13 protein-coding genes are annotated in these 23,171 nt (G+C 54.8%); 6 read left to right on the forward strand and 7 right to left on the reverse strand.

The annotated features are described in order from the left end of the window. A complete protein-coding gene (locus tag ACW9KT_RS11760; RefSeq protein WP_457080562.1) occupies positions 1 to 990 on the forward strand; it encodes a glycosyl hydrolase in 990 nt (329 codons plus the stop codon). Between the two features lie 12 nt (positions 991 to 1,002). Beyond that, positions 1,003 to 1,968 (forward strand): glycoside hydrolase family 43 protein, encoded by a 966-nt coding sequence (locus tag ACW9KT_RS11765; RefSeq protein ID WP_457080564.1) that lies wholly within the window; start codon positions 1,003 to 1,005, stop codon positions 1,966 to 1,968. A 145-nt stretch (positions 1,969 to 2,113) separates the two neighbouring features. Here ACW9KT_RS11765 and ACW9KT_RS11770 read toward each other — a convergent pair whose 3' ends face one another. Both ACW9KT_RS11770 and ACW9KT_RS11775 read right to left on the reverse strand, forming a co-directional pair. Next, complete coding sequence (locus ACW9KT_RS11770) at positions 2,114 to 2,971, reverse strand: rhamnogalacturonan acetylesterase (RefSeq protein WP_457080566.1); 858 nt, start codon at positions 2,969 to 2,971, stop codon at positions 2,114 to 2,116. 20 nt (positions 2,972 to 2,991) lie between these two features. Then, a complete protein-coding gene (locus tag ACW9KT_RS11775) occupies positions 2,992 to 3,759 on the reverse strand; it encodes a rhamnogalacturonan acetylesterase (RefSeq protein WP_457080568.1) in 768 nt (255 codons plus the stop codon). A 359-nt stretch (positions 3,760 to 4,118) separates the two neighbouring features. Between ACW9KT_RS11775 and ACW9KT_RS11780 the strand changes: the two genes are divergently transcribed. The 4 genes from ACW9KT_RS11780 (at position 4,119) to ACW9KT_RS11795 (ending at position 11,997) form a co-directional block, all read left to right on the forward strand. After that, on the forward strand, positions 4,119 to 6,368 hold the full coding sequence (locus tag ACW9KT_RS11780; protein ID WP_457080570.1) for a rhamnogalacturonan lyase family protein: 2,250 nt from the start codon (positions 4,119 to 4,121) through the stop codon (positions 6,366 to 6,368). A 221-nt stretch (positions 6,369 to 6,589) separates the two neighbouring features. Next, positions 6,590 to 9,460, forward strand: coding sequence for a glycoside hydrolase family 2 TIM barrel-domain containing protein (locus tag ACW9KT_RS11785; RefSeq protein WP_457080572.1), 2,871 nt, complete (start codon positions 6,590 to 6,592; stop codon positions 9,458 to 9,460). Positions 9,461 to 10,163: 703 nt separating this feature from the next. Continuing rightward, positions 10,164 to 11,132, forward strand: coding sequence for an MBOAT family O-acyltransferase (locus ACW9KT_RS11790; RefSeq protein WP_457080574.1), 969 nt, complete (start codon positions 10,164 to 10,166; stop codon positions 11,130 to 11,132). Positions 11,133 to 11,136: 4 nt separating this feature from the next. Beyond that, a complete protein-coding gene (locus tag ACW9KT_RS11795; RefSeq protein WP_457080576.1) occupies positions 11,137 to 11,997 on the forward strand; it encodes a hypothetical protein in 861 nt (286 codons plus the stop codon). A gap of 154 nt (positions 11,998 to 12,151) precedes the next feature. Here ACW9KT_RS11795 and ACW9KT_RS11800 read toward each other — a convergent pair whose 3' ends face one another. The 5 genes from ACW9KT_RS11800 to ACW9KT_RS11820 all read right to left on the reverse strand — a co-directional run bounded on the left by ACW9KT_RS11800 (position 12,152) and on the right by ACW9KT_RS11820 (position 23,139). Then, a complete protein-coding gene (locus ACW9KT_RS11800; RefSeq protein WP_457080577.1) occupies positions 12,152 to 13,342 on the reverse strand; it encodes a glycoside hydrolase family 88/105 protein in 1,191 nt (396 codons plus the stop codon). Between the two features lie 69 nt (positions 13,343 to 13,411). After that, a complete protein-coding gene (locus ACW9KT_RS11805) occupies positions 13,412 to 15,073 on the reverse strand; it encodes a glycoside hydrolase family 28 protein (RefSeq protein WP_457080579.1) in 1,662 nt (553 codons plus the stop codon). Between the two features lie 363 nt (positions 15,074 to 15,436). Further along, entirely contained in the window at positions 15,437 to 17,533 is a 2,097-nt protein-coding gene (locus ACW9KT_RS11810; protein WP_457080581.1) for a hypothetical protein, read from the reverse strand. A 208-nt stretch (positions 17,534 to 17,741) separates the two neighbouring features. Continuing rightward, on the reverse strand, positions 17,742 to 21,521 hold the full coding sequence (locus ACW9KT_RS11815; RefSeq protein ID WP_457080583.1) for a DUF4450 domain-containing protein: 3,780 nt from the start codon (positions 21,519 to 21,521) through the stop codon (positions 17,742 to 17,744). 109 nt (positions 21,522 to 21,630) lie between these two features. Continuing rightward, a complete protein-coding gene (locus ACW9KT_RS11820; RefSeq protein WP_457080585.1) occupies positions 21,631 to 23,139 on the reverse strand; it encodes a RagB/SusD family nutrient uptake outer membrane protein in 1,509 nt (502 codons plus the stop codon). Positions 23,140 to 23,171 lie beyond the last annotated feature (32 nt).

Genomic DNA, 23,171 nt, shown 5'->3' on the forward strand with positions numbered 1-23,171 from the left:
TTGCCCCCCACTATTGCCACAGCGCAAACCCGGCCGGCCGGTAAGCTTGCACCCAAGCCTCTATACCGCGACCCAATTTACGACGGGGCTGCCGACCCAGTCGTGATCTGGAATAAGCGGGAGAAGAATTGGTTTATGTTTTATACCAACCGCCGCGCCACCGACCCTACTGCCGAAGGCGTAACCTGGGTGCACGGCACGCGCATCGGCATTGCCGAATCAGCGGACGGCGCCACATGGACCTACCGCGACACGGCCAACATCAACTATCGCCCCACCCCGCAGTACACGCATTGGGCCCCCGATGTGGTGGAAGATGAAAAAGGCCGCTACCACATGTATCTGACCTACGTGCCGGGCATTTTCACCGACTGGAATCATCCGCGTTATATTCTTCATCTGACCAGCGCCGACTTGCTCAACTGGAAGTATGAATCGACGCTGGCCCTGACCACGGATAAGGTAATTGATGCCAGCGTCTTTCGCCTCCCCGACGGCACGTGGCGCATGTGGTACAACAACGAGCGGGACGGCAAATCCATCTACTACGCCGACAGTCCGGACCTGTACACTTGGCAGGACAAAGGATTAGCCCTAAAGGAGCGGGGCGAAGGCCCCAAAGTGTTCCGCTGGCACGACCGCTACTGGATGATTATCGATAAGTGGAAGGGCCTGGGCGTGTATAGTTCCACCGACTTGAAAACCTGGCAGCCCCAGGAAGAGCGACTACTAGAGCTGCCCGGCAAAGGCCCGGAGGACCAAGCCATCGGCGGCCACCCCGACGTGGTAGTGCAAGGCGACCGGGCGTACCTATTTTACTTTACCCACCCAGGCCGCGTCGAAGGTATGCCCGCCGCCACAGATACCAAACGCAGCCTTATTCAGGTAACCGAGTTACATCACGCCAACGGCAAGCTCACCTGCGACCGGGACCAACCTACTTACATCCAGCTAACACCACCCGGTAAGCAACTTAAAAAACGATTGTAAAAAGCCCCCCAGATGCCATTACACCTCCCCTCAAAAAGCTCGAAGAACCTCCTGCTTCTCACCAGCTTCTTTATCAGTTTCAGTGCCCTTGCTCAGCAGACATTACCCAAAGGGCAAGCGCTGGTATTTACCTACTTCAAAGGCAACGGCCAAGACGGTTTGCACCTGGCCCACAGCCAGGATGGCTACAGCTGGACGGCGCTGAAAAAAGACAGCACCTTTCTACGCCCCACCGTGGCTAAGGACAAGCTCATGCGCGACCCCTGCGTGATTCGGGGCAAGGATGGGCTGTTTCACATGGTCTGGACGGTGAGCTGGAACGATAAAGGCATCGGCTACGCCACCTCTAAAGATCTGGTGAATTGGTCGGAGCAGCGGTTTATTCCGGTAATGCAGCACGAGCCCGCGGCGCGTAACTGCTGGGCTCCGGAAATCACACTCGACGAAAAAACCGGTACGTATCTGATCTATTGGGCTACCACCATCACCGGCGAATTTCCCGAAACCCAAAGCACCGCCGACGCAGCCTACAACCACCGCCTCTACTACGTCACCACCAAAGACTTCAAGACTTTCAGCGACACCAAGCTGCTCTACGAGCCCGGCTTCAACTCAATCGACGCCACCATTCAGCGCGACGGCAAACGCTACGTCATGATTTTGAAAGATGAAACCCGCGAGCCCGCTCAGAAGAACCTGCGTGTGGCATTCAGCAATAACCTCGCTGGGCCTTATAGCAAAGCTTCCGCTCCCATCACTGGCAAGTATTGGGCAGAAGGACCTACCGCCATTCAGATTGGCAAGCAGTGGCTGGTGTACTTCGATAAATACACCGAGCACAAATATGGCGCTATTCGCTCCGATGACCTCAAAACGTGGACTGACGTTTCTGACCAAGTTCGCTTCCCTGCCGGCGCCCGCCACGGCACCGTCATTCAAGTGACGCAGAAGGAACTGGAGCTGCTGCTGAAGCAGTAAATGTTGAGGTGATTATGCATTAGCATTCTTGCCATAACCAGACCGTCATGCAGAGGCGGAGCCGAAGCATCTCGCGTGCTGATGTCTAGGGTTACTACTCCAGCTAAACACGCAAGATGCTTCGGCTCCGCCTCTGCATGACGGCCTAGTTAACTACTGCCTTTTTCACCAAATACTTTCGTAGAGGGCATTTTTTGAGGTCACGGATTCCTTCTGCAACTACACCGGCGTTCAGCTTCGCGCCGGCTTCGATAGTGTGCGTGTGGTCCTGGGTGTTGAAGTAAGTTGCGCGAACTTGCTGCTCGCCTTCAGCGTCGTAGTCATCGGCAATGCGCTTGTTGAGGTCGATGAAGTAGGCACCGCCTTGCTTAGCGGCTTCGGCGGCCCACTGTCCATAGTCGGCGGTGGCGCGCTTTACTTTGCCGTCTTGCCACTGATTGCGCGGCACTAGCGAGCATACAATCACGATGGCGCCTTTGGCCTTGGCTTCGGCAATATATTGGCGCAGATACCAGCCGTAACTGTGCACCACTTCCTGCTGCTTGGTGATGGGGTTGTAAATCTCCTGGCTTTCGTCGCCGTTGCTGCGGATGGTACCGCGGGCGCGGGCGGTATCGGCCAGGGGGTTGTTGTCGTTGTGGCCAAACTGCATGATGACGAAGTCGCCGGGCTTCAGCTTGGCCTGCACATCGGCCCACAAGCCTTTGGTGCGAAACGTGCGGCTGCTGGTGCCGCCCAACGCCGCGTTGCGAATAGCCAGGCGGGTAGTGTCGAAGTGAGCAGGTAAAAAAGCCCCCCAGCCCCAGAGGCCATCGTCGCCGTTGCCCTTGCCGTTTTTCACCGTTGAATCGCCAATGAGATACAGCGTAGGTTTTGTCCGCTCTTTTTGCAAAAAAGCCAGGGAGAAAAACACAGTAAAAACGAGCAGAAGGCCGTACAGCTTGCGGCCTCTTTTACGAGGTGATGTGGGCGTTGCGGAGTAGGCGGGCAGCGTGGATTTCATAGCTCAGAAGGCTGAATAAATTAACGTTTCGCTAGGTAGCTGCGCAGGGGCAAACGCTTGATTTGCTTGATGCCCGTCACCACCGATTCGGCATTGATGCGGGCCCCGTCTTCATTGGTGTGGGTGTGGTCGCCGGCGAATAGCTTGGCTACTTCCTCGGGGCCCAGCTTATCGTATTTGTCCGCCGAAATGCTGTTCAGATCGATGAAGTAGGCGCCTTCTTGCTGGGCTACTTCGGCGGCCCATTTACCGAAGTCATTACTAGCGCGCTTCACTTTGCCGTCTTGCCACTGGTTGCGCGGAATCATGGAGGCCACGATGGGGGTGGCGCGTTTGGCTTTTGCCCCCCGGATGAAGTAGCGCAGATACCAGCCGTAGGTGTGCACAGTTTCCTGGTGGCCGTCGGGCCAGGTCAAGAACTTGGTTTCGTCGCCGGTGCCGCGCAGCACGCCGCGCCGGCCAGCTTTAGTGGTATCAGGTTCGCTGCCTTCGTTGTGGCCAAACTGCATGATGAGAAAGTCGCCGGGCCGTAGGAGCGAATCGACGCGGCGCCAGCGACCTTCAGACACGAAGGTGCGTGTGCTGCGTCCGGCCATGGCGTGATTAGCAATAGTGATGCGCGTGGTGTCAAAAAAGGCCCCCAGCTTGCTTCCCCAGCCCATTTGCGGCAAGTGGCTGTTGTTGACCGTGGAGTCGCCGATGAGGTAGAGCGTACGCTTCGGCTTAGCCGCTTGGATGAACACACTCAGGCAACAGAGAAGCCCAAACAGAGCGAAAAATTTCTTCATAAAAGCAGCCATAAGCGAGTGAACCGAGCGGCAAGGAAAAGCTTCACCCTACCTCAACTCTCCTGTACTGTGCGGTACTTGGCGGCGGGCCAATCACCAACCCGCCAGCTAACATTTCCGCTTTCGTGGGCCGCCGCACCTTGATTTTAAGCAGCAGCCAAAAAATTATTAGGCCTTACACGGAGTAGGGGCCCCAAACCGCAAGCTGTCAGAATGCACTGAACAAGATAATGTTATAGTCAGGACACTGCAGGATGCCTTGTGCAATTTTAATGGTCAGCTTTGAAAAGTACCAGCACTGCTGCTGAGCATGCTGGTAGTTATGCTCTATCCCAATTTCCACTTCCAACCCCATTACTATGATTACAGACCTACCTTGGCTCAAGCGCAATGTCGCTTTTTGCGCCTTGCTAGCCGCCGCAACGGGTATGCCCTTTATGAGCGCCGCGCAAGGCAAGAAAAAAGCCCCCCAGACGACGGTACAGCGGCAAACGGAAAAGCTAGGCCGCGGCATAGTGGCCGTGAAGCAGGCCGATGGCAAGGTGTTCGTGAGTTGGCGCCTGCTAGCTACTGACAATGCAAGAGTCGGCTTTAATCTTTTCCGCAAACCCGCAGATGGGGAAGCTGTGAAGCTGAACGCTAAGCCCATCACCGAAAGTACCAACTGGGTAGATGAAACACCCGATGCCACGCCGGGCACCACTTACTTTGTGCGCGCCGTGCGCAATGGTGGCCCTGGCCACGGCGAAGAATCGTCGAATCCGGAAACGGCTACGGTATGGAATGATGGCTTTTTGCGCGTGCCGCTGAAGCGGCCAGTAGGTGGTACGGCTGGCCTAGGCATACCCGGTGCCAGCAATTATACTTATAACGCCAACGATGCCTCCGTGGCCGACTTAGATGGCGACGGCGAATACGAAATAGTGCTCAAGTGGGACCCTTCCAATTCGCGTGATAATTCGGCGGCAGGCCTATCGGGCACTACCATTCTGGATGCCTACAAAATGGACGGCACCTTTCTGTGGCGTATTGATTTGGGCAAAAATATCCGCTCTGGCGCGCATTACACCCAGTTCATGGTGTACGACCTCGACGGTGATGGCAAAGCTGAAGTGGCCTGCAAAACTGCCGATGGTACCGTGGATGGTAAAGGCACAGTTATCGGCGACGCCAGCAAAGATTACCGCTCCCTTACCGTGGCCAATGACGGTATTCGGGTAGCGGCTACCAACGATGCTCGCTTTGGCAAGGTGCTGGCCGGACCTGAGTTCTTCACCATATTCGACGGATTGACGGGCGCTGCCCTGGCCACCACCGATTATATTCCTTCACGTGACCCGAGCGGCGCTTGGGGCGGAGTTGGTGGCAACGGCGGCAACGACAACACCGGCAACCGCGTGGACCGCTTCAATGCGGCTGTGGCTTATCTCGACGGTCAGCGGCCCAGTGTAGTAATGGCCCGCGGCTACTATGGTCGCACCGTGCTGGCTGCCTGGGATTGGCGCGATGGCAAATTGACTTCGCGCTGGGTATTCGATTCAAAAGATCGGGCGAATCCCTATTCTGGCATGGGTAACCACGGCCTTAGCGTTAACGATGTCGATTTCGATGGCAAAGACGAAATCGTTTATGGTGCCATGGTGGTGGATGACAACGGACAGGGCCTGTTTACCACGGGCCTGCGCCACGGCGATGCGCTCCACGTAAGCAACTTTGACCCAACCACTCCTAACCAAGAAGCCTGGGGTATTCACGAAAATGAAGTAGACGTACCCGGTTATATAGATGGTCCCGGCGTAGCGCTATTCGACGCCAAAACCGGCCAAGTTCTGTGGGGCGGCGACTATGGCTTAGATGTAGGCCGCGGCATGGCTGCCGATATCGACCCACGCCACTTAGGGGCTGAAGTATGGGGAGGCTCTAGAGAGGTAGGTTTGCGCACGATTAAGGGTGAACGTATCGGTACGGCACCTAGCTCCACCAACTTTGGTATCTGGTGGGATGGCGACTTGCTCCGCGAGCTTCTTGATGGCACGGCCATCGACAAATGGAACCACTTGACCAGCACCTCCACCAGACTGCTTCAGGGCACTACGATAGGCGCCGCTGCCAACAATGGCACCAAAGCTAATCCCAGCTTGACGGCTGACTTACTGGGCGATTGGCGCGAAGAAGTGATCTGGCGCAATAGTAATAACCAAGAGCTGCTGATTGTTACGACTACTATCCCAACAAACCACCGCCTCGTCACGCTCATGCAAGACCATCAATACCGGATGGCTATTGCCTGGCAAAATGTAGGCTACAACCAGCCTCCCCACACGAGCTATTACCTCGGCGAGGGCATGGATTTGGCCAGCGTGAGCCCCGCGTCTGAGGCCAAGTCTACGGCGACGGCTACGGTGTACCCTAACCCAACTACAAAGTCGTTTCAAATAGCCACTGAAGGCGCTTTTACCTACGAAGTCTACGACCGTTTTGGACAGGTGGTGGAGCAAGGCGCCGGCGAGCCCAAAAAGCAAATAGGCCACAAGCTAAAGCCTGGCTTGTATGTTTTGAAAGTGCACACAACTGATGGCGTGCAGTCAATTCAGGTATCGAAGGAATAACGATTGTATGCTGAGTAGCAAAAGGCGCTGGCTGTAAAGTCAGCGCCTTTTTGTTGTGCGGGCCGGCTTTTAACGCCAGCCACTATTGGTCAGGAATCAGCGACGATGCCGCCGAATGATATCGCATCCTAGCAGGAGCAGGATAGTACAGGTAGCACGTCGAAGAAATGTGGCCTATGTTGGCTTACCAAACGCCTCCTTCTGCCTCTCTGAGCTATTTTATGAAAACCAACCTCCTGACCTGGTTTACCTGTCTGACGCTGCTCTGGGCCGGCAACACTGCCGCCCAGGCGCCCACGCAAAAGCAAGTACGCTACCTCTCCGGCACCGACAACACCAACACCGCCACCTGGGATTTCTACTGCACCGGCGGCCGAAAAAGCGGTTTTTGGACCAAAATACAAGTACCCTCGTGCTGGGAGCAGCAGGGCTTCGGCAGCTACAACTACGGCCGCGACTACAAAACTTACGGCAAAAACTTCCGCTTCGCCGACGAGAAAGGTATGTACAAGCACACCTTCCAGGTGCCCGCCGCCTGGCGCGACCGGGAGGTGTTTATCGTCTTTGAGGGCTCGATGACCGATACGGAAGTAAAAATCAACGGGCAGTCGGCCGGCCCTATTCACCAGGGAGCTTTTTACCGCTTCAAATACAACCTCTCCGACAAGCTGCAATTCGACAAGCCCAATGTGCTGGAAGTTACAGTGAGCAAGATGTCGGCCGACGCCTCCGTGAACAACGCCGAGCGCCTGGCCGACTACTGGATTTTCGGCGGCATTTTCCGGCCCGTATACCTCGAAGCTTTCCCCAAGCAGTTCAGCCCCCAGCTAGCCATCGACGCCCGCGCCGACGGCTCTTTTCGGATGAACGTGGCCCTGAAAGGCCTGCGCCAAGCCACCGACGTGCAGGCTGATATTGTGAATGCGCAAGGCACTGTGGTAGGCACGGCGCGGGGCCGGGCCAATGCCCAAGATTCGCTGATTCAGCTAAAAACGACCGTCAGCAAGCCCCTGCTCTGGACCTCCGAAACCCCGAATATGTACCGCGTGAATGTGGCAATGCAGGCTGGGGGGCAAAATCTGTATCAGACCTCCGAGCGCTTTGGTTTTCGCACCATCGAAATTCGCCGCGGTAAGGGCGTGTACGTAAACGGCACGCAGGTAAAATTCAAAGGCATCAACCGGCACAGCTGGTGGCCCGAAACTGGCCGCACCCTCAACGACTCCATTCACCTGATGGATGTGAAGTTGATGAAGGAGATGAACATGAATGCCGTACGCATGTCGCACTACCCACCCGACGCTAAGTTCTTGGACCTCTGCGACTCTCTGGGCCTCTACGTGCTCGACGAGTTGGCCGGCTGGCAGAAAGCCTACAGCACGCCCGCTGGTGCTAAGCTGGTGAAGGAGATGGTGCAGAAGGACGTAAATCACCCCAGCATCATTTTTTGGAGCAACGGCAACGAGGGCGGTCACAACAAAGAACTGGACGACGACTATGGCCAATACGACCTCTCTAACCGCCCCGTCATTCACGCTCATCACCGCCCCGGTAATGAGCACAACGGCATCGACTGCAACCACTACGAGAATTACTACAGCTCACAGAAAATCCTGGCCGACTCGCTCATCTACATGCCCACCGAGTTTCTGCACGCCCAAGACGACGGCGGCGCCGCCGTAGGCCTCCACGACTTCTGGGAGCTGCACTGGGCCTCCCAGCGCTCGGCGGGGGGCTTTTTATGGGCCTTGGTCGATGAAGGCATCGTGCGTACTGACCAGCGCAATATTATCGACGTGAACGGCGTAAATGCCCCCGACGGCGTGGTGGGTCCGCACCGCGAAAAGGAAGGCAGTTTCTACGCTATCCGTGAGATTTTTTCACCCATCAAAATTGATCTGAAGGAACTGCCAACCAAGTTCAACGGCACGATAGAAGTAGAAAACCGCTACCATTTCAACAACCTCAGCCAATGCTTTTTCCAATGGGAGCTGGTGAATCACCGCCAGCCCGGTGAGACTTTCACTGGCTCGACCACTATGAAAAAAAGCCGCGTGGAAAGCCCCAAAATTGCCCCCCTAGCTAAGGGCAAGCTCAAGCTCGGCCTGCCCAAAGACTGGAAAAACTACGACGCCCTGGTGCTCTCGGCTTTCGATCCGCAAAAGAACCTGATATACAAATGGACGTGGTCGACAGGAAGCAATAAACAGCTGCTTCGCAACATCCTGACGCTCCAAGAAAAGGAAAAGCAGCCCATCGAAACCACCGAAACCGACTCAACGCTCACGCTCAAAGCCAGCAACATTACGGTCACCTTCAACAAAACAAACGGCCACATAACCGGCCTGAAAGGTAACGGCGGCGACAAATTATCCTTCGGCAACGGCCCCATTCTGGTAGCTGGCCAAGCTAAGTTTACCGGCCTACGTCGTCGCACTGAGCCCGATGGCGAAGTAATTGAAGCTAGCTACGAAGGCGACCTCAAAACAGCACGCTGGAAGATGTACGGCAGCGGCTGGCTTCAGCTCGACTACGAGTACGCCCTGCAAGGTGATTACCCTTTCGCTGGCCTGAGTTTCACCTACCCCGAAAACTTCGTAATAGGAGCCAAATGGCTTGGCAAAGGCCCTTACCGCGTCTGGAAAAACCGCCTCCAGGGTGTCAATACCGATGTCTGGGAAAACGCTTACAACAACACCCACACGGGAGCAGCCCCCTGGATTTACCCCGAGTTCAAGGGCTACTTTGCCGACATTGCGTGGATGGAAATGAACACCGTAGAAGGCAAGTTCTTAGTTGCCAGCCCTGATAAAGGCCTGTTCGTCCGCCTCTTCGATTTCTACGGCCTATCCGGCGTAAAATCCAGTCCTGACCTGCCGGGGGGCAATTTATCCTTCCTCGACGCCATCCCGCCCCTTGGCACCAAGCTGGCCCTGAACATCGACGCCAACACCAAAAACCTGGGGCCCAACAGCGAGCTCAACCACCTCAACGGCTCCACGAAGCGCACCCTTTATTTCTTCTTCGGCCTGCCCAAAACAACCGGTACGCCCCAGCCCTACACGGTACCCGCCAAAAACGATTTGTTCTAATCTGATTATGCAAAATTAAACCTTGCAGAAAATCAGAATACGGCATAATCCCGCTTAAAACAGAAAATTACGCTGGACAATCTTTGTAAATGTGCCTGGATAATTCGTTACTAACGACCCGGCAGTTGCTAATTGAAAAACTTTGAGTTGAAGCCCCGTCGGTATAGCTGGCGGGGCTTTTCATGCGTTCGCTCCTACCCAATTTACTGTTTGCTTTAGCTAGACCTCATTACATTTGAAATCCTGCTCTTTGTAATGCGGTCCGTAGATGCTCTTCAACAGCTTTGTTTTTGTCTTTTTCTGCCTCACCACTCTCACGCTTTACTATATACCTAGCTATAGCCGTTGGCAGGTCAAGCTGCTTATTATTTCGAGCCTAATTTTTTATGCTTACGAGCTGCCTGCGCTTGTTTTACTACTGCTTTTTTCCGTAGGCATCAATACCCTAGTGAGCTACTATGTGCTTTTCGGCAACGCAAATAACAAAAAGCCACTGGCAACAATAGGGGTTGCAGCCAACCTTAGCCTTCTTGCTTTTTTCAAGTTCTCTCTACTTTTCGCGAACACTTTTCTTTCATCTGACAGCAGTGTAAGTCACTTTCTACTAAGCATTCCTCTGCCTATCGGCATCTCCTTTTATACTTTCGAGGGTATCAGCTTAGTGGTGGATTTATACAGAAATAAGCTTTCAGATGAAAGAACAATGAAGAATCTTACCCTCAGCAAACATGCTGAGCGGACGCTGTTTTTTATCTCGTTTTTCCCCCACCTGGTGGCTGGTCCCATTCTGAAGGCGCATGACTTTTTACCCCAGATAGGCCGCAAGTACTTCCGAGATATTGACTGGGAATCGGTATTTAAACTCTTAGTGACAGGCTATTTCCTGAAGATGGTGGTGGCAGACAACCTGAAAGAGTTCACGTACGGACTTGCCGCTCCCTATTATCAATATCACGCTAGCCTGACGCTGCTTGCCATGCTGTTTGGATACTCCATGCAGATCTTCGCCGACTTCGCTGGTTATTCTTCTATTGCGTTGGGGCTCGGCAAGTTGTTTGGTTACTCGTTACAGCAAAACTTTAATTTTCCTTACATCGCTACCTCCTTTAAGGAATTCTGGAAGCGCTGGCATATCTCGCTCTCTACTTTCCTGCTCGAGTATCTCTACATTCCGCTGGGGGGCAATCGGAAAGGTAAGGGGCGCACTTACTTGCACCTTATCATCACTATGCTGTTGGGGGGCTTATGGCACGGCGCAGCTTGGTCGTACGCAGTGTGGGGCCTGGTTCACGGCTTGGCATTGGCCCTGGAAAAGGTGACCGGCAACGACCGGCCCAGCCCTGGGGCTCTGGCTCAAGTGTTGCGTGGCCTGTTTGTGTTTACGTTTGTTACGCTGGCTTGGCTACTTTTCAAGCTTCCGAATTTTGCTGATGTCGTTGGCTTTGTACAAAGTATCGCGCAGAACACGCATATAGCCATTAATGCTCGAATTATTGCGAGCATTTTGGTGTACTCGCTGCCAGTAATACTGTATCATATCTATTACCTGGTACGCGCATACGAGGTGCTACGCCCAGCTATTCGCTTGGAGTATGCCGTCTACGGAGTACTGTTATTTCTAATTCTAGTGAACAGCGGCCGCGCTGAATCTTTTATCTATTTCCAGTTTTAGCTCAATGGTTAGAAAAGCGCTGATGGTCGCAGGGGTGGTATTTGTGCTCTATACCATTTTTATCTCCCAGATAAAGCCTCACTGGAGCATTGTTCAGCACTATTGGCAACTGAATGAGATTAAGGCGGAGGGGTATCTGTACAATACACAACAAGTCCACACAGTAATCGTAGGCTCGTCGCTTTCCTCTCGCCTGATGCTCAACCAGCCTGGTGTCTACAACTTATCTCTTGGAGGACTGAGCGCATTGGATGGCTTGGCGATTGTAACCAAACATCCCTCCTCTCTGCGCACTGTGCTGGTTGAAATAAACATAATTGACCGTGAGGCCGACAATAATTTCATAGCGGATCTTACTAACCCTATGCTGGTGCCAGCCAAGCGAACCTTGCCGTCCTTGCGTTCCGACAAGCAGCCCTTAGCGGTCCTCAGCCAACAGCTAGAGATGCGCTTAGAGCCTATATTTCATCAACCTGCCAGCCCAGAACCGCTCATCATTGACACAAAAGAAACACTGTACGACAAGCTATGGCAAGAGCGAGCCAATGATTACGCCATAGCACCTACTACAGCGCTGCTAAAGCAACAGCTTGATCGGCTAAAAAGGGAAACTACCTCGCTAAAGCGCCAAGGAATACAAGTGGTTTTTTACGAAACACCCGTTGATTACCGGCTATGTAACTATCCTAAAGCGCGGGCCATTCGCTTAGCCTTTAAGCGGTATTTTCCGCCTGCTAACTATCATTATGTAGCTACCGCAGACTGCGCCGCTTACCAGACTAGGGACGGCGTACACCTAACCTTAGAAAGCGCCATTAAGTACACTCAATTCCTGCAGAAGCAGCTAAAAGAAATCAGTAAGTAACACTGTAATAAGTCATTATTGCAAGTAACCTTGACTTTAAAAGCGCCTTATTCTGTGTTTTTTCTTGTAAAATAGCGCCTCATTATTAGCTACACTTTCGACCTAGTCAACTATCAACTGACGCTCCTAATGTGCATTATATTTACTCTAAACCTTACTTCGCCATCTCCATTTCCACACTAGCCATAATAAACGGCCCTACGCCCTTGAAATCGTTCTTCTGGATAGGCTCGCTCAAGTAGTACTCGTAGCTGCCGTCGCGGTAGGGTGAGCCACCGAGGCCACCCACGCTCACCGTGCCGTTTAAGGTCAGCAGCCCATCGGGTTCGGTTTGCACGAACTGCTTTAGAATGCCCTGGTACCCTTTGTCGGCCACTTTCTGGAATGACTTATCAAGGTATCCTAGGCGTGCGCCCTTGGCTAGCGCGTACACAAACATGCACGTAGCGGAAGCTTCCACATAATTGCCAGCCCGGCTGCCCTGGTCGCTCACCTGCCACCAAGCGCCCGTTTTAGGGTCCTGATACTTCGCCAGCACCGGTGCCAGCCGCTGCAAATACTTTATCAGTTGCGCGCGCTGCGGATGCTCCTTGGGGAAGTAATCGAGCACATCAACCAGAGCCATAGCGTACCAACCCATACCGCGTCCCCAGAAGTTGGGCGATAAGCCTGTTTGCTTGTTGGCCCACTGCTGCTCCCGGCTTTCATCGTAGCCGTGGTAGAGCAAGCCCGTTTTCGAATCGACTAGGTTTTTCTCAATCAATGCAAACTGCTTGGCTACTTCATCAAAGCCTTTAGGCTTGTTGAAAAGCTTGCTGTATTCAGCCGAAAAAGGCTCTGCCATATACAACCCATCCAGCCACATCTGATTGGTGTAGCGCTTCTTATGCCAATACCCACCTTCCTTTGTGCGCGGCTGCTCATCCAGCTGTTCGTGCAAACGGTGCGCGGCTTTGCGGTACTTCTCCTGATCTAAACCCGGCTGCTGACTTAGGGTAAGCAGGATGCGGCCAGTGTTGATGTTGTCAAGATTAAAGTCCTCGTACTTGAAGCGTTGAATCGAGCCATCGGCGCCGATGGAATAGTCCATGATGCGCACGATATAGTCGAGATATTTCTTGTCGCCCGTGCGCTGCCACACGCGCTCAATGGCTTTCAGCATTAGCCCTTGCTCGTAGCCCCAACGCGCCACTTTGTTCTGCTCCAGCCCCAGCGAATCGGGGTAGCGCTTGATAAACGACTCCGCCATGCGCTGTGATAAAGCACCGATTTTGGGCTTACTCTGAGCGTAGGCCATTGGGCAGAAAAGCAGAAGCAAGAGCGAAAAAAGCAAGAGGTTTTTCATGGACTAGAAAGGACGTATTTGTCTGCTGGGGAGCTTTTTCGATCGGCTGTTTCTGAGGAAATAATTGTCTTATTTTTTGGAAACGACAACAGCTTTTTTCTTCACGTTCTGGCCGAATTCCACGCCTGTTTTGGCCTTGGAAACATCCGTGTTGGTAAGACGAACATTCTTTGCTTTGTCCGCGCCGGATACGCGCAGGAGCACTGCCGCCTGGGGGGCATATTTGATGTTATCGAGCGTAATATTCTGGCTGTTGTGCACCTCCATCACGGGGTCTGTTTTCTGCGTTAGCAGCGTCACGTTGCGCAGCTGGATATTGTCGGCTTCAATACACACTAGGCCCTGCTGACTTTGCAGCACAGCATTTTCGATGCTGATGTCTTTGATGCTCATTTCGGGCAACCCACGCACCATAATGCCAGTTTTGGCACCATTACAGGTCACGTTGCGAATCTGAATTTTGCGAAACTGCGGCGTGCTTTCATCCACGGGTTTGGCCAGCGAAACCGGCCGCTCTTTGGAGCCCGCCACCTGGGGTGTCGGGTCTTTGATCATGTAGTACATGTCGAAGAGTATGGCCTCGCCGGGAATGTCTTTCATGTCCACATTTTCGATGAAGATATTCTCTACAACGCCGCCGCGGCCCCGGGTAGTTTTAAAGCGCAGGCCAATATCGGTGCCGATAAACGTGAGGTTAGACACGTAGATGTTGCGTGCTCCACCCGACATCTCCGACCCAATCACAAAGCCGCCGTGGGCCCGGTACACTTTGCAGTTGCGAATGATAAAATTCTCGGTGGGCATGGCCCGCTGCCGCCCCTGCTCGTTGCGCCCCGACTTGATGCAGATGGCATCGTCGCCCACATCAAAGGTGGAGCCTTCCACTAACCCGTTTTTGCAGGACTCCAGATCCAGCGCGTCGGTGTTGGGCGTGTACGGTCCGTTGAGCACGGTCACGTTGCGCACCACCACGTCTTCGCTCATCATCGGGTGCAAGGTCCAGGCCGGCGAATTCTGAAACGTCACGCCCTCCAGCAACAGCCGCTTACAGTGGTCGAGCACCAGCATATCAGGGCGCAGATAGTCCTTTATTTCCTCAAAATCCTTGATTTCAGACTTCTCCTCGCTGAGCACACCGGCTTCCTTTACCAATGTGCCCTTCAGACTTTGGGGCGAAGGGTACCAACGGTCCTGCTTCTCATTGAGCACGCCACCCGAAGCCACCAACTGCTTCCACTCCGATTCGGTGGAGCGGCCTTTTTGCACCATGTACCACGCTTCCCCTGCGCCATCCACAATGCCCTTGCCAGTCACAGCCACGTTCTCCAGGTTCTTACCATAAATCTGGGGCTGATTCCGCACCGCCGCCAAGCCTTCCCAGTTGGTTTTGATCAGCTTATAATCAGCCATCTTATCACTAAACTGCACCAATGCTCCTTCCGCTATGTGCAGATTCACGTTGCTGCGCAGCTCAATGGGCCCAGTGCGCCAGTGCCCGCGCGGCACCAGCACTACACCCCCACCCTTTTGGCCGCACGCGTCGATGGCTTGCTGCAAGGCTGTGGTATTAGAAGTTACGCCATCCGCCACTGCGCCATACTTGATAATTGACAATGTATCGGCCCGGAAAGAAGTGGTTTTGACGGGGGGCAAATTTGGGGTGAAAGAGGACTGAGCGGAAGCCAGCGTTGACAGAGCTAAGAGACTGAATAAGGAGAGATGCTTTATCATGATGAGTTGGCGAGTAGCAGAGAGAATTACAAACTATGACGAATTAGAAAGCTAGAGACCTAAAAAGCTAGTTTCCCTCCTCAGCTGAGGAGGGGCTAGGGGTGGTTGGTCGGAGCGTTATTTAGTTGTTTACAAGCTCGTCGTGCAGAGTGGCAGCGAAGCATTTCGCCCGCTTCGTTGGGTCACTGTTGCAATATCAGCACGCGAGATGCTTCGCTGCCGCTCTGCGTGACCGCCATTTAGGGCAGAAAAGCTCTTCTGCTTGACAGACTAAATCAACATCAGCAACGAGGTCAACCACCCCAGCCGCGCCTTCGGCACGGCGTCCCCTCCTCATCTGAGGAGGGGAGTTGTCGTTCTTCCTTAAGGCATTTTACTTAACCCTTCCCAGCGTACCTTCCAGCCTTTCGGAATGCCAGGATTTTCCTCTTTACAGCCATCATAGCCAGCGCACATAAGAGCTACCGCGGCTAACAGACCACCGTTGCCAGGGAGGTAAATGGGGAGACGGTCTTCTTGATAATTGTGGCCGCTGGGCAGGTAAGTGTTGGTGCGCACTTTCATCAATAACGCATCCACAGCCCGATCGGGCAGGCCGAGGCGGGTGGCAGCCATGGAGGTCATGGGGAAGTCCCAGCCCCAGGTTTTGTCCCAGCTCCAATCCTTCCAGATCAGGTCGAAGGTGCGGCGCATGGTGGCGGGGTCTACCTGGCCGGTGGCGGGCATTACACCGAGGGCGGCCAGCACGGAGGGGTGGTCGGTTTTGAACTCAGGGTTGGTATAGGAATCTGGGGCGCTTTCGGTAGCCAGGTATACGCCGTTAGCCTGAGGCAGCTTGGAGAGCTTTTGCAGGACGGCATCCCACTTTGGGTTGCGTGGCTGGCCCTGGCGCACGCGCCATTGTTGGGCCGTATTGAGGGCCCAATTCCAATATACCAGCTCGAAGGTGGGGTTAAAGGTTTCTTCGGCTTTAAAGCGTTCCTGAGCCGGAATCACGCCTTTACCGAGAATATAGCGGTCTTTGTCTTTCTCAAAGAACGGGTAAGAAGCCATAAAATCGGCGGTGGCAAACACCCGATCCTGATACAGTTTTAGCGTAGCCGCATCGGGGCGCTGCCGGTATATTTCCTCGGCGAAGTAGATAAAGTGAGGCTGCTGCCAGATCAAAAAGGCCCCCACCGAAGATGGCCCTTCCTGACCCCAGGGATCAGTCATCTTTTGCCAGCGCACGCCTTCGTAACCCTGACGTTTGGCGATGCCGCGGGCTACGGCTTGCACGTCGGGGCGGGCGTACCATGTCAGGCTTTTTTCGAGCAAGGCCGGGCGGCCCCACAGAGCAAAGTGGGCGGAGTGCCACCAGTGCATTTCGAGGTGGGGGCGGCCGTACCAGCTATTGAGCACCAACCCAGTTTCCTGGGGCGGCTGGGAGCCGGCGCCTTGTAGCTTGGTCAGGTACTGCGACAGCACCACGCGGCGCTCCAGTTCGCGGGCCCGCGGATCGGTAGTGCCGCTAAAATCTACGGCTCCTCCACTGCGCCAAAAAGCCCCCCACTGCTGCTGACTGTTCTGGCGAGTGGCCGTAAATGTTGGAACGGCCGTAGGGCGCGGCCGGGCCGAAAACCGGCAGCTAAATTCCAATACCTTTTCGCTCTTGCCAGGCGTGAGCACAAACTCATGGGCCTTGCCCGCCGCCAGCGTAGCCGCCTGCTGCCAGCTCAATGCCGCGTAGTATTTCGTGGTATCTAATTGGTGTGATATCAGAGCCGCACCTTTCTTTTGCTCGGTAATAGCGGACTTGTGTTGGTCAGGATGTGAGTAATCGGTGCCCATATCGGCCCAGCCGGCAGTTGGAAAGGGAAAGCGTAGGGCTACCTTCAGGCGGCCAGATTTTATTAGCTCTGATTCCACGCGCACGGCCACGGCGTCCTGTTCCTGGTGTCCCACAGTCACGACATCGACGGGCACATTTTCGACTGTAAAATGGCTTTTCAGCTCGCCTGTCCATGGGTTTAGCTCCTGACGGATATCGCGCAGGTCCTTGATGGTAGCCTCTTGCCCGTTTTTTTTCAGCAGCATAAAGCCCAGATTTCCTAGCTGCAAACGGTGCGGGTTAGCTCGGAAATAATCTACTGCTTCCTTGTTACCCGGCGTTTTTATCTGCACCGCATAGGGCACTTTACGTCCATTCAAATCAACCTCGCGCAGACTCTGCTCAAACGTATAGCCCTGGGTATTCGGGAATGAATGCCATCCCCACTCCGACTGAGTGCCCAACGGTACTCCCTTCTCATAATAAGCCGGAAATGATTGAAGCCCCGTTACATCAGCCGTAAACGCAAAAGCACCATTGCCCACTGATAACGACGAGAGCGTATCGGTATTTGTGATAATTACCCGGTGGCGCTCTACTAGCGCTTGGCGGTCGATGGGTTTTTGCTGGGCGGCAAGCGGCAAACTCAAGCAAGTCAGTAGTAAACTTGGAAGTAGATTGGGAAGAGGGCGCATAGGCTAATTTATTATTGAAAGAACGTCACGCAGAGCGCAGCGAAGCATCTCGCGTGTTTGGTGAGTTAGTGTTGCAACATCAGCACGCGAGATGCTTCGCTGCGTTCTGCATGACCGCTTTTATTTGACGTTTTGGAGTTATTGTTTCTGGCATTTTGCCTCATTATTCCCGCACCAACGTCACGCTCATTAAGCCAATGACCACATCATTGGCCAGCGCTTTTAGCGTGAGGCTGCGAAGCTTTTTCTTAGGATTTAAGGGCATATCCAGCACGGTGGCGGCACCGCCGTCGATGGCGCGGGTGCTGAAACCTTTGATGCTGGTGTAGTCTTTGAAATCGCGGGTGAGCAGGCCGGTTTTGAGGTGGAGGCGGAAGGGTTTGGGCGCGCCAGTGGTGAAGGCAAAATCATCCTGGAAGTAATCCTGCTCAATAGGGGCCCAGTTGTCTGGGTTGCGTAACGGCAGCGTTTCCGTGGTGCCATCGGCATACGTCACCAGCACTTCCCCGTTGACGAGTTGGCTTTGCATGGGGTTGGTAGAGCCGGCCATGAGCAGGTAAGCGTGACTAGATTTGCCCCCCAGCGGTACAGTTAGCTTATCTGGGTAATTATCCCACTGCGACACGAACAATATGTTCTTCTCCCCTGCCGCGCCGGGCGTGCGCAGGGGTGTGCCCCAGGGCAGCGTAATTTCATTTTTGCCCCCCGCCAGCTGACGCAAACCAACATCATCAATAACCGCTTGGGTGAGCGGATAGCACCAGTTGCCAATGCCTTGCGTGGGCAGTTGAAGTGTAGGGCCCGCAGGGCGCGGAGAAAGATATTCGTTCTGAAAAATCCTGGTTACCTGGTCGTTGAAATGGGGCGACAGGTTTACGGTTTCGTAGCGGGTTTTAGCAGCTTTAGGAGCATCCCAGGTTATTACCTTATCTGTGATGTTCTGCTTATTCCACACTACCGTTACGGCATTGGAGCCGGCCACCACCGCCCCGGCGGGCACCGATATTTCGGCCGACGAAAAGCTCGGGATTTTGACGTTGGTTGTATAGGCACGTTTGCCGGTGCCTACCGTTACTTTCGCATCGGCGTCGTTTGTGTTGTTTTGCACTTGAAAGCGCAATCCGTTGGTCTGGGGGGCTTTTTCGGCTATAATTGTGAACGGCTCGCGAACCTCGAAGGTCAGCGGCTCCCACCAGGTAAGCCCGCCCTGGCGGAGCTGCACAAAAGCCGAGCGGTGCCCCTTTTCGCCGGCTATCTGGGCGGTTAGCGCGGAGCCGTTGGGGACGGCATTGCGCAGGGCTTGCTGTGGGTCAAATACCTTGGTGATGGTGGCGTGCGGAAAGCGCACGGACAGTGGCGCGTTGACAACATACACAGGCTCCAACGCCGCTGTGTCGGGTACGGCGCCTTGCCAGGTTATGGCAACTTCGTATTTGGTCGCTGGTGCACTATTTATCTCAATGACAGGCTGCCCTACGGCGTCATCAATTGGTTGCCATTTAGCAGGCTGCCCATTCACAGTTACCGATTTAATATCGTCGGCGCGCGCCTGCACTTGCAAGCGCAGTTGCAGAGGGTTAGCAAAGCGCGGGGTGATGCGGTAGTTATCCTGCTGGCCTTGGCGGCGAAAATCAAAATCCACATCGGGTACCGACAGCGCCGCTTCATTCCAGACCGTAGGCAAGCCGGGGCGAACGGTCAAAATGCCCCCCAGCGCATCGGGCACGATACCGAACAAGCCTTCTACTAGTGTGCGCGACAACACGCCGATGGGGTCGGCGAAGTCGCGATACAGCTCGCCACGGTGGGCGTCGTAGAAGGACACCTGCTGAATATTGCCCGGACTAGAACCCAAGTACATGCTTTCGAGCAAGGCGCTTTTCCAGAGCTTAAACGCCTCATCCGTGCGCCCAGCCTGCCAATTGGCCAGGGTCGTATGCAGCACCTCGGCCATGGCCACGTTGTTGATTGACCAGTCGTAGGGCTGCCAATTGGTAGTCGAAAGCAGATGGTAGCCTTCGTCGGGCAGTCCCGTTGCCCGGACTGGAATATGCGGAATACTGGTATCCACATAACGCAAGGCTTGGTAAGCCTGGAAAGCATCCGGCACTTCAGAATCGAGGGCGTGATAAACTGTCCAGAGGGCAGCAGCGGGATGCAATTGTTTTAGGCCCAACGCATCCTGGTATTCGGCGTACCAACCGTGCGTTGGCATCCACAAGCGGGCGTTTAGGGCTTGATGAATTTTGGTGGCTTCTTGCCGGTATGGTTCGGGGCTCTGGCCTAGGCGCGTTGCTAGCTCTGCGGCCAGCTTGTTAGCCAGAAAGTTATAAGCTGAAGAATGCGTTACGGCCCCACCGCTGTATTGCAGGGCATCACTAGCCCAAATGGCAGCGTAGGCATCATAGAGGCCGTCGTTATCGGTGTCGAAGTTTCGCTTTTCCCAAGCCAAATGACGCTGCAATACGGGCCACAGTTCGCGGGCCATGGTTAGGTCGCCAGTCCAGCGCAGGTGCCGCAGCAACGCGTCGATGTAGACCAGGTTCATGTCATAGTGATGGGGGCGAAAGTCGCCGCCGGGGTTGCGCGAAATGTAGCCGCTGCTGAATACGGCCGTGCCCAGTTTTTCCTGATGACGCGCCAGGTGCAGGACCGTATCCATTACCAACGGCCCCACTTCCGGGCTGGTCAGCTGCGATTTGGCGTAGGAGCGAAAATGGGTTTGGGCGCGGTCGTGCCAGCCGAGTGGGTCGGCGGTGTAGGCGCCGCGCCATCCATTGAGCGGCATGCGCCAAGCAATGGAGCCGTGTAGGTAAGCGGGGTCTTGCCAGATGGCGTCGGCGGCGATGCTGAGCGCGCCGCCTAAGGTGTTGATGTAAGGATCGGGCGTTTGAATTCGGACGCGGCTGGCTAGCTTTTGCCGGGCCGCTTCGGCGCGGTTCCATGCCTGGGGCAACTCCGCGTAGCGCAGAGCCGCCGTTTCGGGCTTTTGAACAGCGAAGTAGAGTGTCTCCCCTTCTTTGGCCTTCAGAATGCCAGTCAGAACAGGGGTAGCTGAGGTTTGGGAAGCATAGAGCTGGGCAGGCGATGCTTGCTGGGTGGCATCGGCTACGTGCGTTTGCGAAGCAGGAGGCACAACACCGTTGAGACTAGGGCGCGCTGCTGAATTAGCAACGCTGGGGGGTGTTTTTGCGGCTGAGTTGTCTGCTGAATCCTCGGTTTTGGGTGGCTTTGGTGCGGTGCCAAAGGTCAGGCGGAAGGTGTTGTTTTTTAACTCAAATACGTTGCCCTGGCAATACTCCGGCTTGAGGTAGAAGTTCGATTCGGGGTCGGCGCCGATGTCGCCGTCGCGGCTGAATTTCTTGCCGGTGACGCCACCGAAGGCCCACAGCAGGCGCACTTTATCAGTGGGCACATTCTCGAAATGGGCGCGGATCAGCATGCCTTCGGCGTCGGCTTGGGCCAGTACTTCTAGGTGCAGCTTGCCAGCGCCTAGCAACGGATCTTTTATCTCGTAGATCATCGCGCCGGGCCGGTAGCGGGCTTCAATGTTTTCCGCCTCAATGAGCCATTTGCTTTGACCATCAGTCAGTAAGCCGAGCTTAAAATTGCCCCCCATACCGGGTAGGTACAGCGCAAACTCCGGCAAGTCGCCGGCCTCTACGCGGAAGGCAGTGTTGGTGCCATACAGAGCGCGGGCAAAGCGCTTGTTACCATTTGTGATAACGAAGTCAGTCCCATCGGGGCGGTAGCGGAGGGTGCGAGCCTGATTGTGCCAGAGTGCCGGGGAGGTAGCCGGGGCCACCGCCGACTCAGATTGCGCCAGCGCGGCCGTGCTCAGCAGGCAATTCATACTCACTGCCACCGGCCACCAAGCCCGATACAACTGCTGCATGAGCGGTGGGCGGCGGGTCTGGAATCTTCTACAGTCAGATGTACTCATTAGGCTTAGTTATCCGTGAATTTGCCCCCTAGGGCTGCAAAAAGCCCGACTCTGGCCAGGCTATGTTCCTGGAAAGAGCCGGGCTATTACTCACTTAACACTCAGTAGCTTAGTAGCCGGGATTCTGATCGTAGAGGCCCGGCGTGGCGCTCAATTCGTTCAGGGGCACGGCGTAGATAATGTCATTGGGGCCAATGTTACTGCGCATCTTGCCCGACGCGTCTTCCTTGGCAACCCAGGCGTTCATGGTGGTCAGCACAGTGCCGGAGCGTACCAAGTCGTGCCAGCGCAGGCCTTCCCCGATGAATTCGCGACGACGCTCTTCCATTAGCTGGGCCATGTTCAGACTGGTAAGCGCGGGCTGCTTGGCACGGGTCCGGACTTGGTTTACCAAGGCCAACGCCTCGGCCTGGGTACCGCCACCGCCGCGCAGAATCGCTTCGGCTTTCATGAGCAGAATGTCGGCGTAGCGCATCACGATGAAGTTGATGGGCCAGTCGGTGTTGCCCGTGCCGCGACCGGCCGCACTAATGTATTTCTTCAGTACGGTGCGGTTTTCGGCTACGCCAGCTACCAGATAGCCCGTCTGCACGCTCGCTGCCCGACGATCATCATTGGCCGCCAAGGTGCTCAGGAAATCAGTCGAGACTGGCTTAATCTCAATTCCGCGTGAGCCGAACGGTATACCTAGCGCCGTGAAGTAGTTATCGGGTACCATCACGCCGGGGTGAGTTCCGCCATTGCCCACGATGTACTGGACGTCAAAGATCACTTCTGCGTTATTTTCATTAGTGTACGAGAACACGTTGGCGTAGGCAGTGGTAGTGCCAGTGCCTGTCTGCAGCAAAGAGTAGCGGTTGCTTGCAATTACTTCGTTGAGCAGCGCCAGAGCTTTATCATTTTCACTGAGGCCCAGGCCCGGACCTTCGATGCCGTAGGTAGGACCCGAGCGCGTGAGGTACACCAAAGCCAGCAGGCCTTTAGCTGCGCCCGATGTTACGCGGCCCACATTGGTGCCAGTATAGTTGAGAGGCAGATTAGCGGCAGCGTATTCCAGGTCGCTGATAATGAGCTTGTAGACATCTTCCACGGAGCCGCGCGGGATCTTAGCTACTTCCTGAGGTATGAGGGCCTTGTCGATGACGGGCACCCGGCCGAACATGCGCACCAGATCGAAGTAATGAAAAGCGCGCAGGAAACGGGCTTCTCCTTCGTAGCGCACCTTCAATCCTTCACCTACCACAGCACCATTGGTTCCCAACTGATCGAGCAGTGTATTGGCCCGGAAGATGGCGCTGAAGTCTGATGCCCAGGTATCGGCCATGTAGGGGCTCACGGAGAGCGAGGTGTTGAAGTTGTTGATGGCGTCCCAGTCGCGGACACCTTGGCTGCTAACGCCATAAATATTGTCGGAGCGCAGCTCAGAGAGGATCAGGATGCGGTCGGGATAGCCTCGCAATTGGCTGTACACCGCGTTCATGGCCTGCTCAAAGTCGGTCGCGGTTTTGAAGAATGCTGGTATCGAGCCGTTGGAAAGCGGCGTTTGATTGAGGTCATCTTCACAGCTGCCCAAGGTGAGCATACAAGCGGTAGCCAGGAGGAGAGATATTCTTTTCATGGGAGTGTGTAGCTAGGAGTTAGAGGCTGAGG

It is taken from the genome of Hymenobacter sp. HD11105 (genome assembly GCF_054051685.1).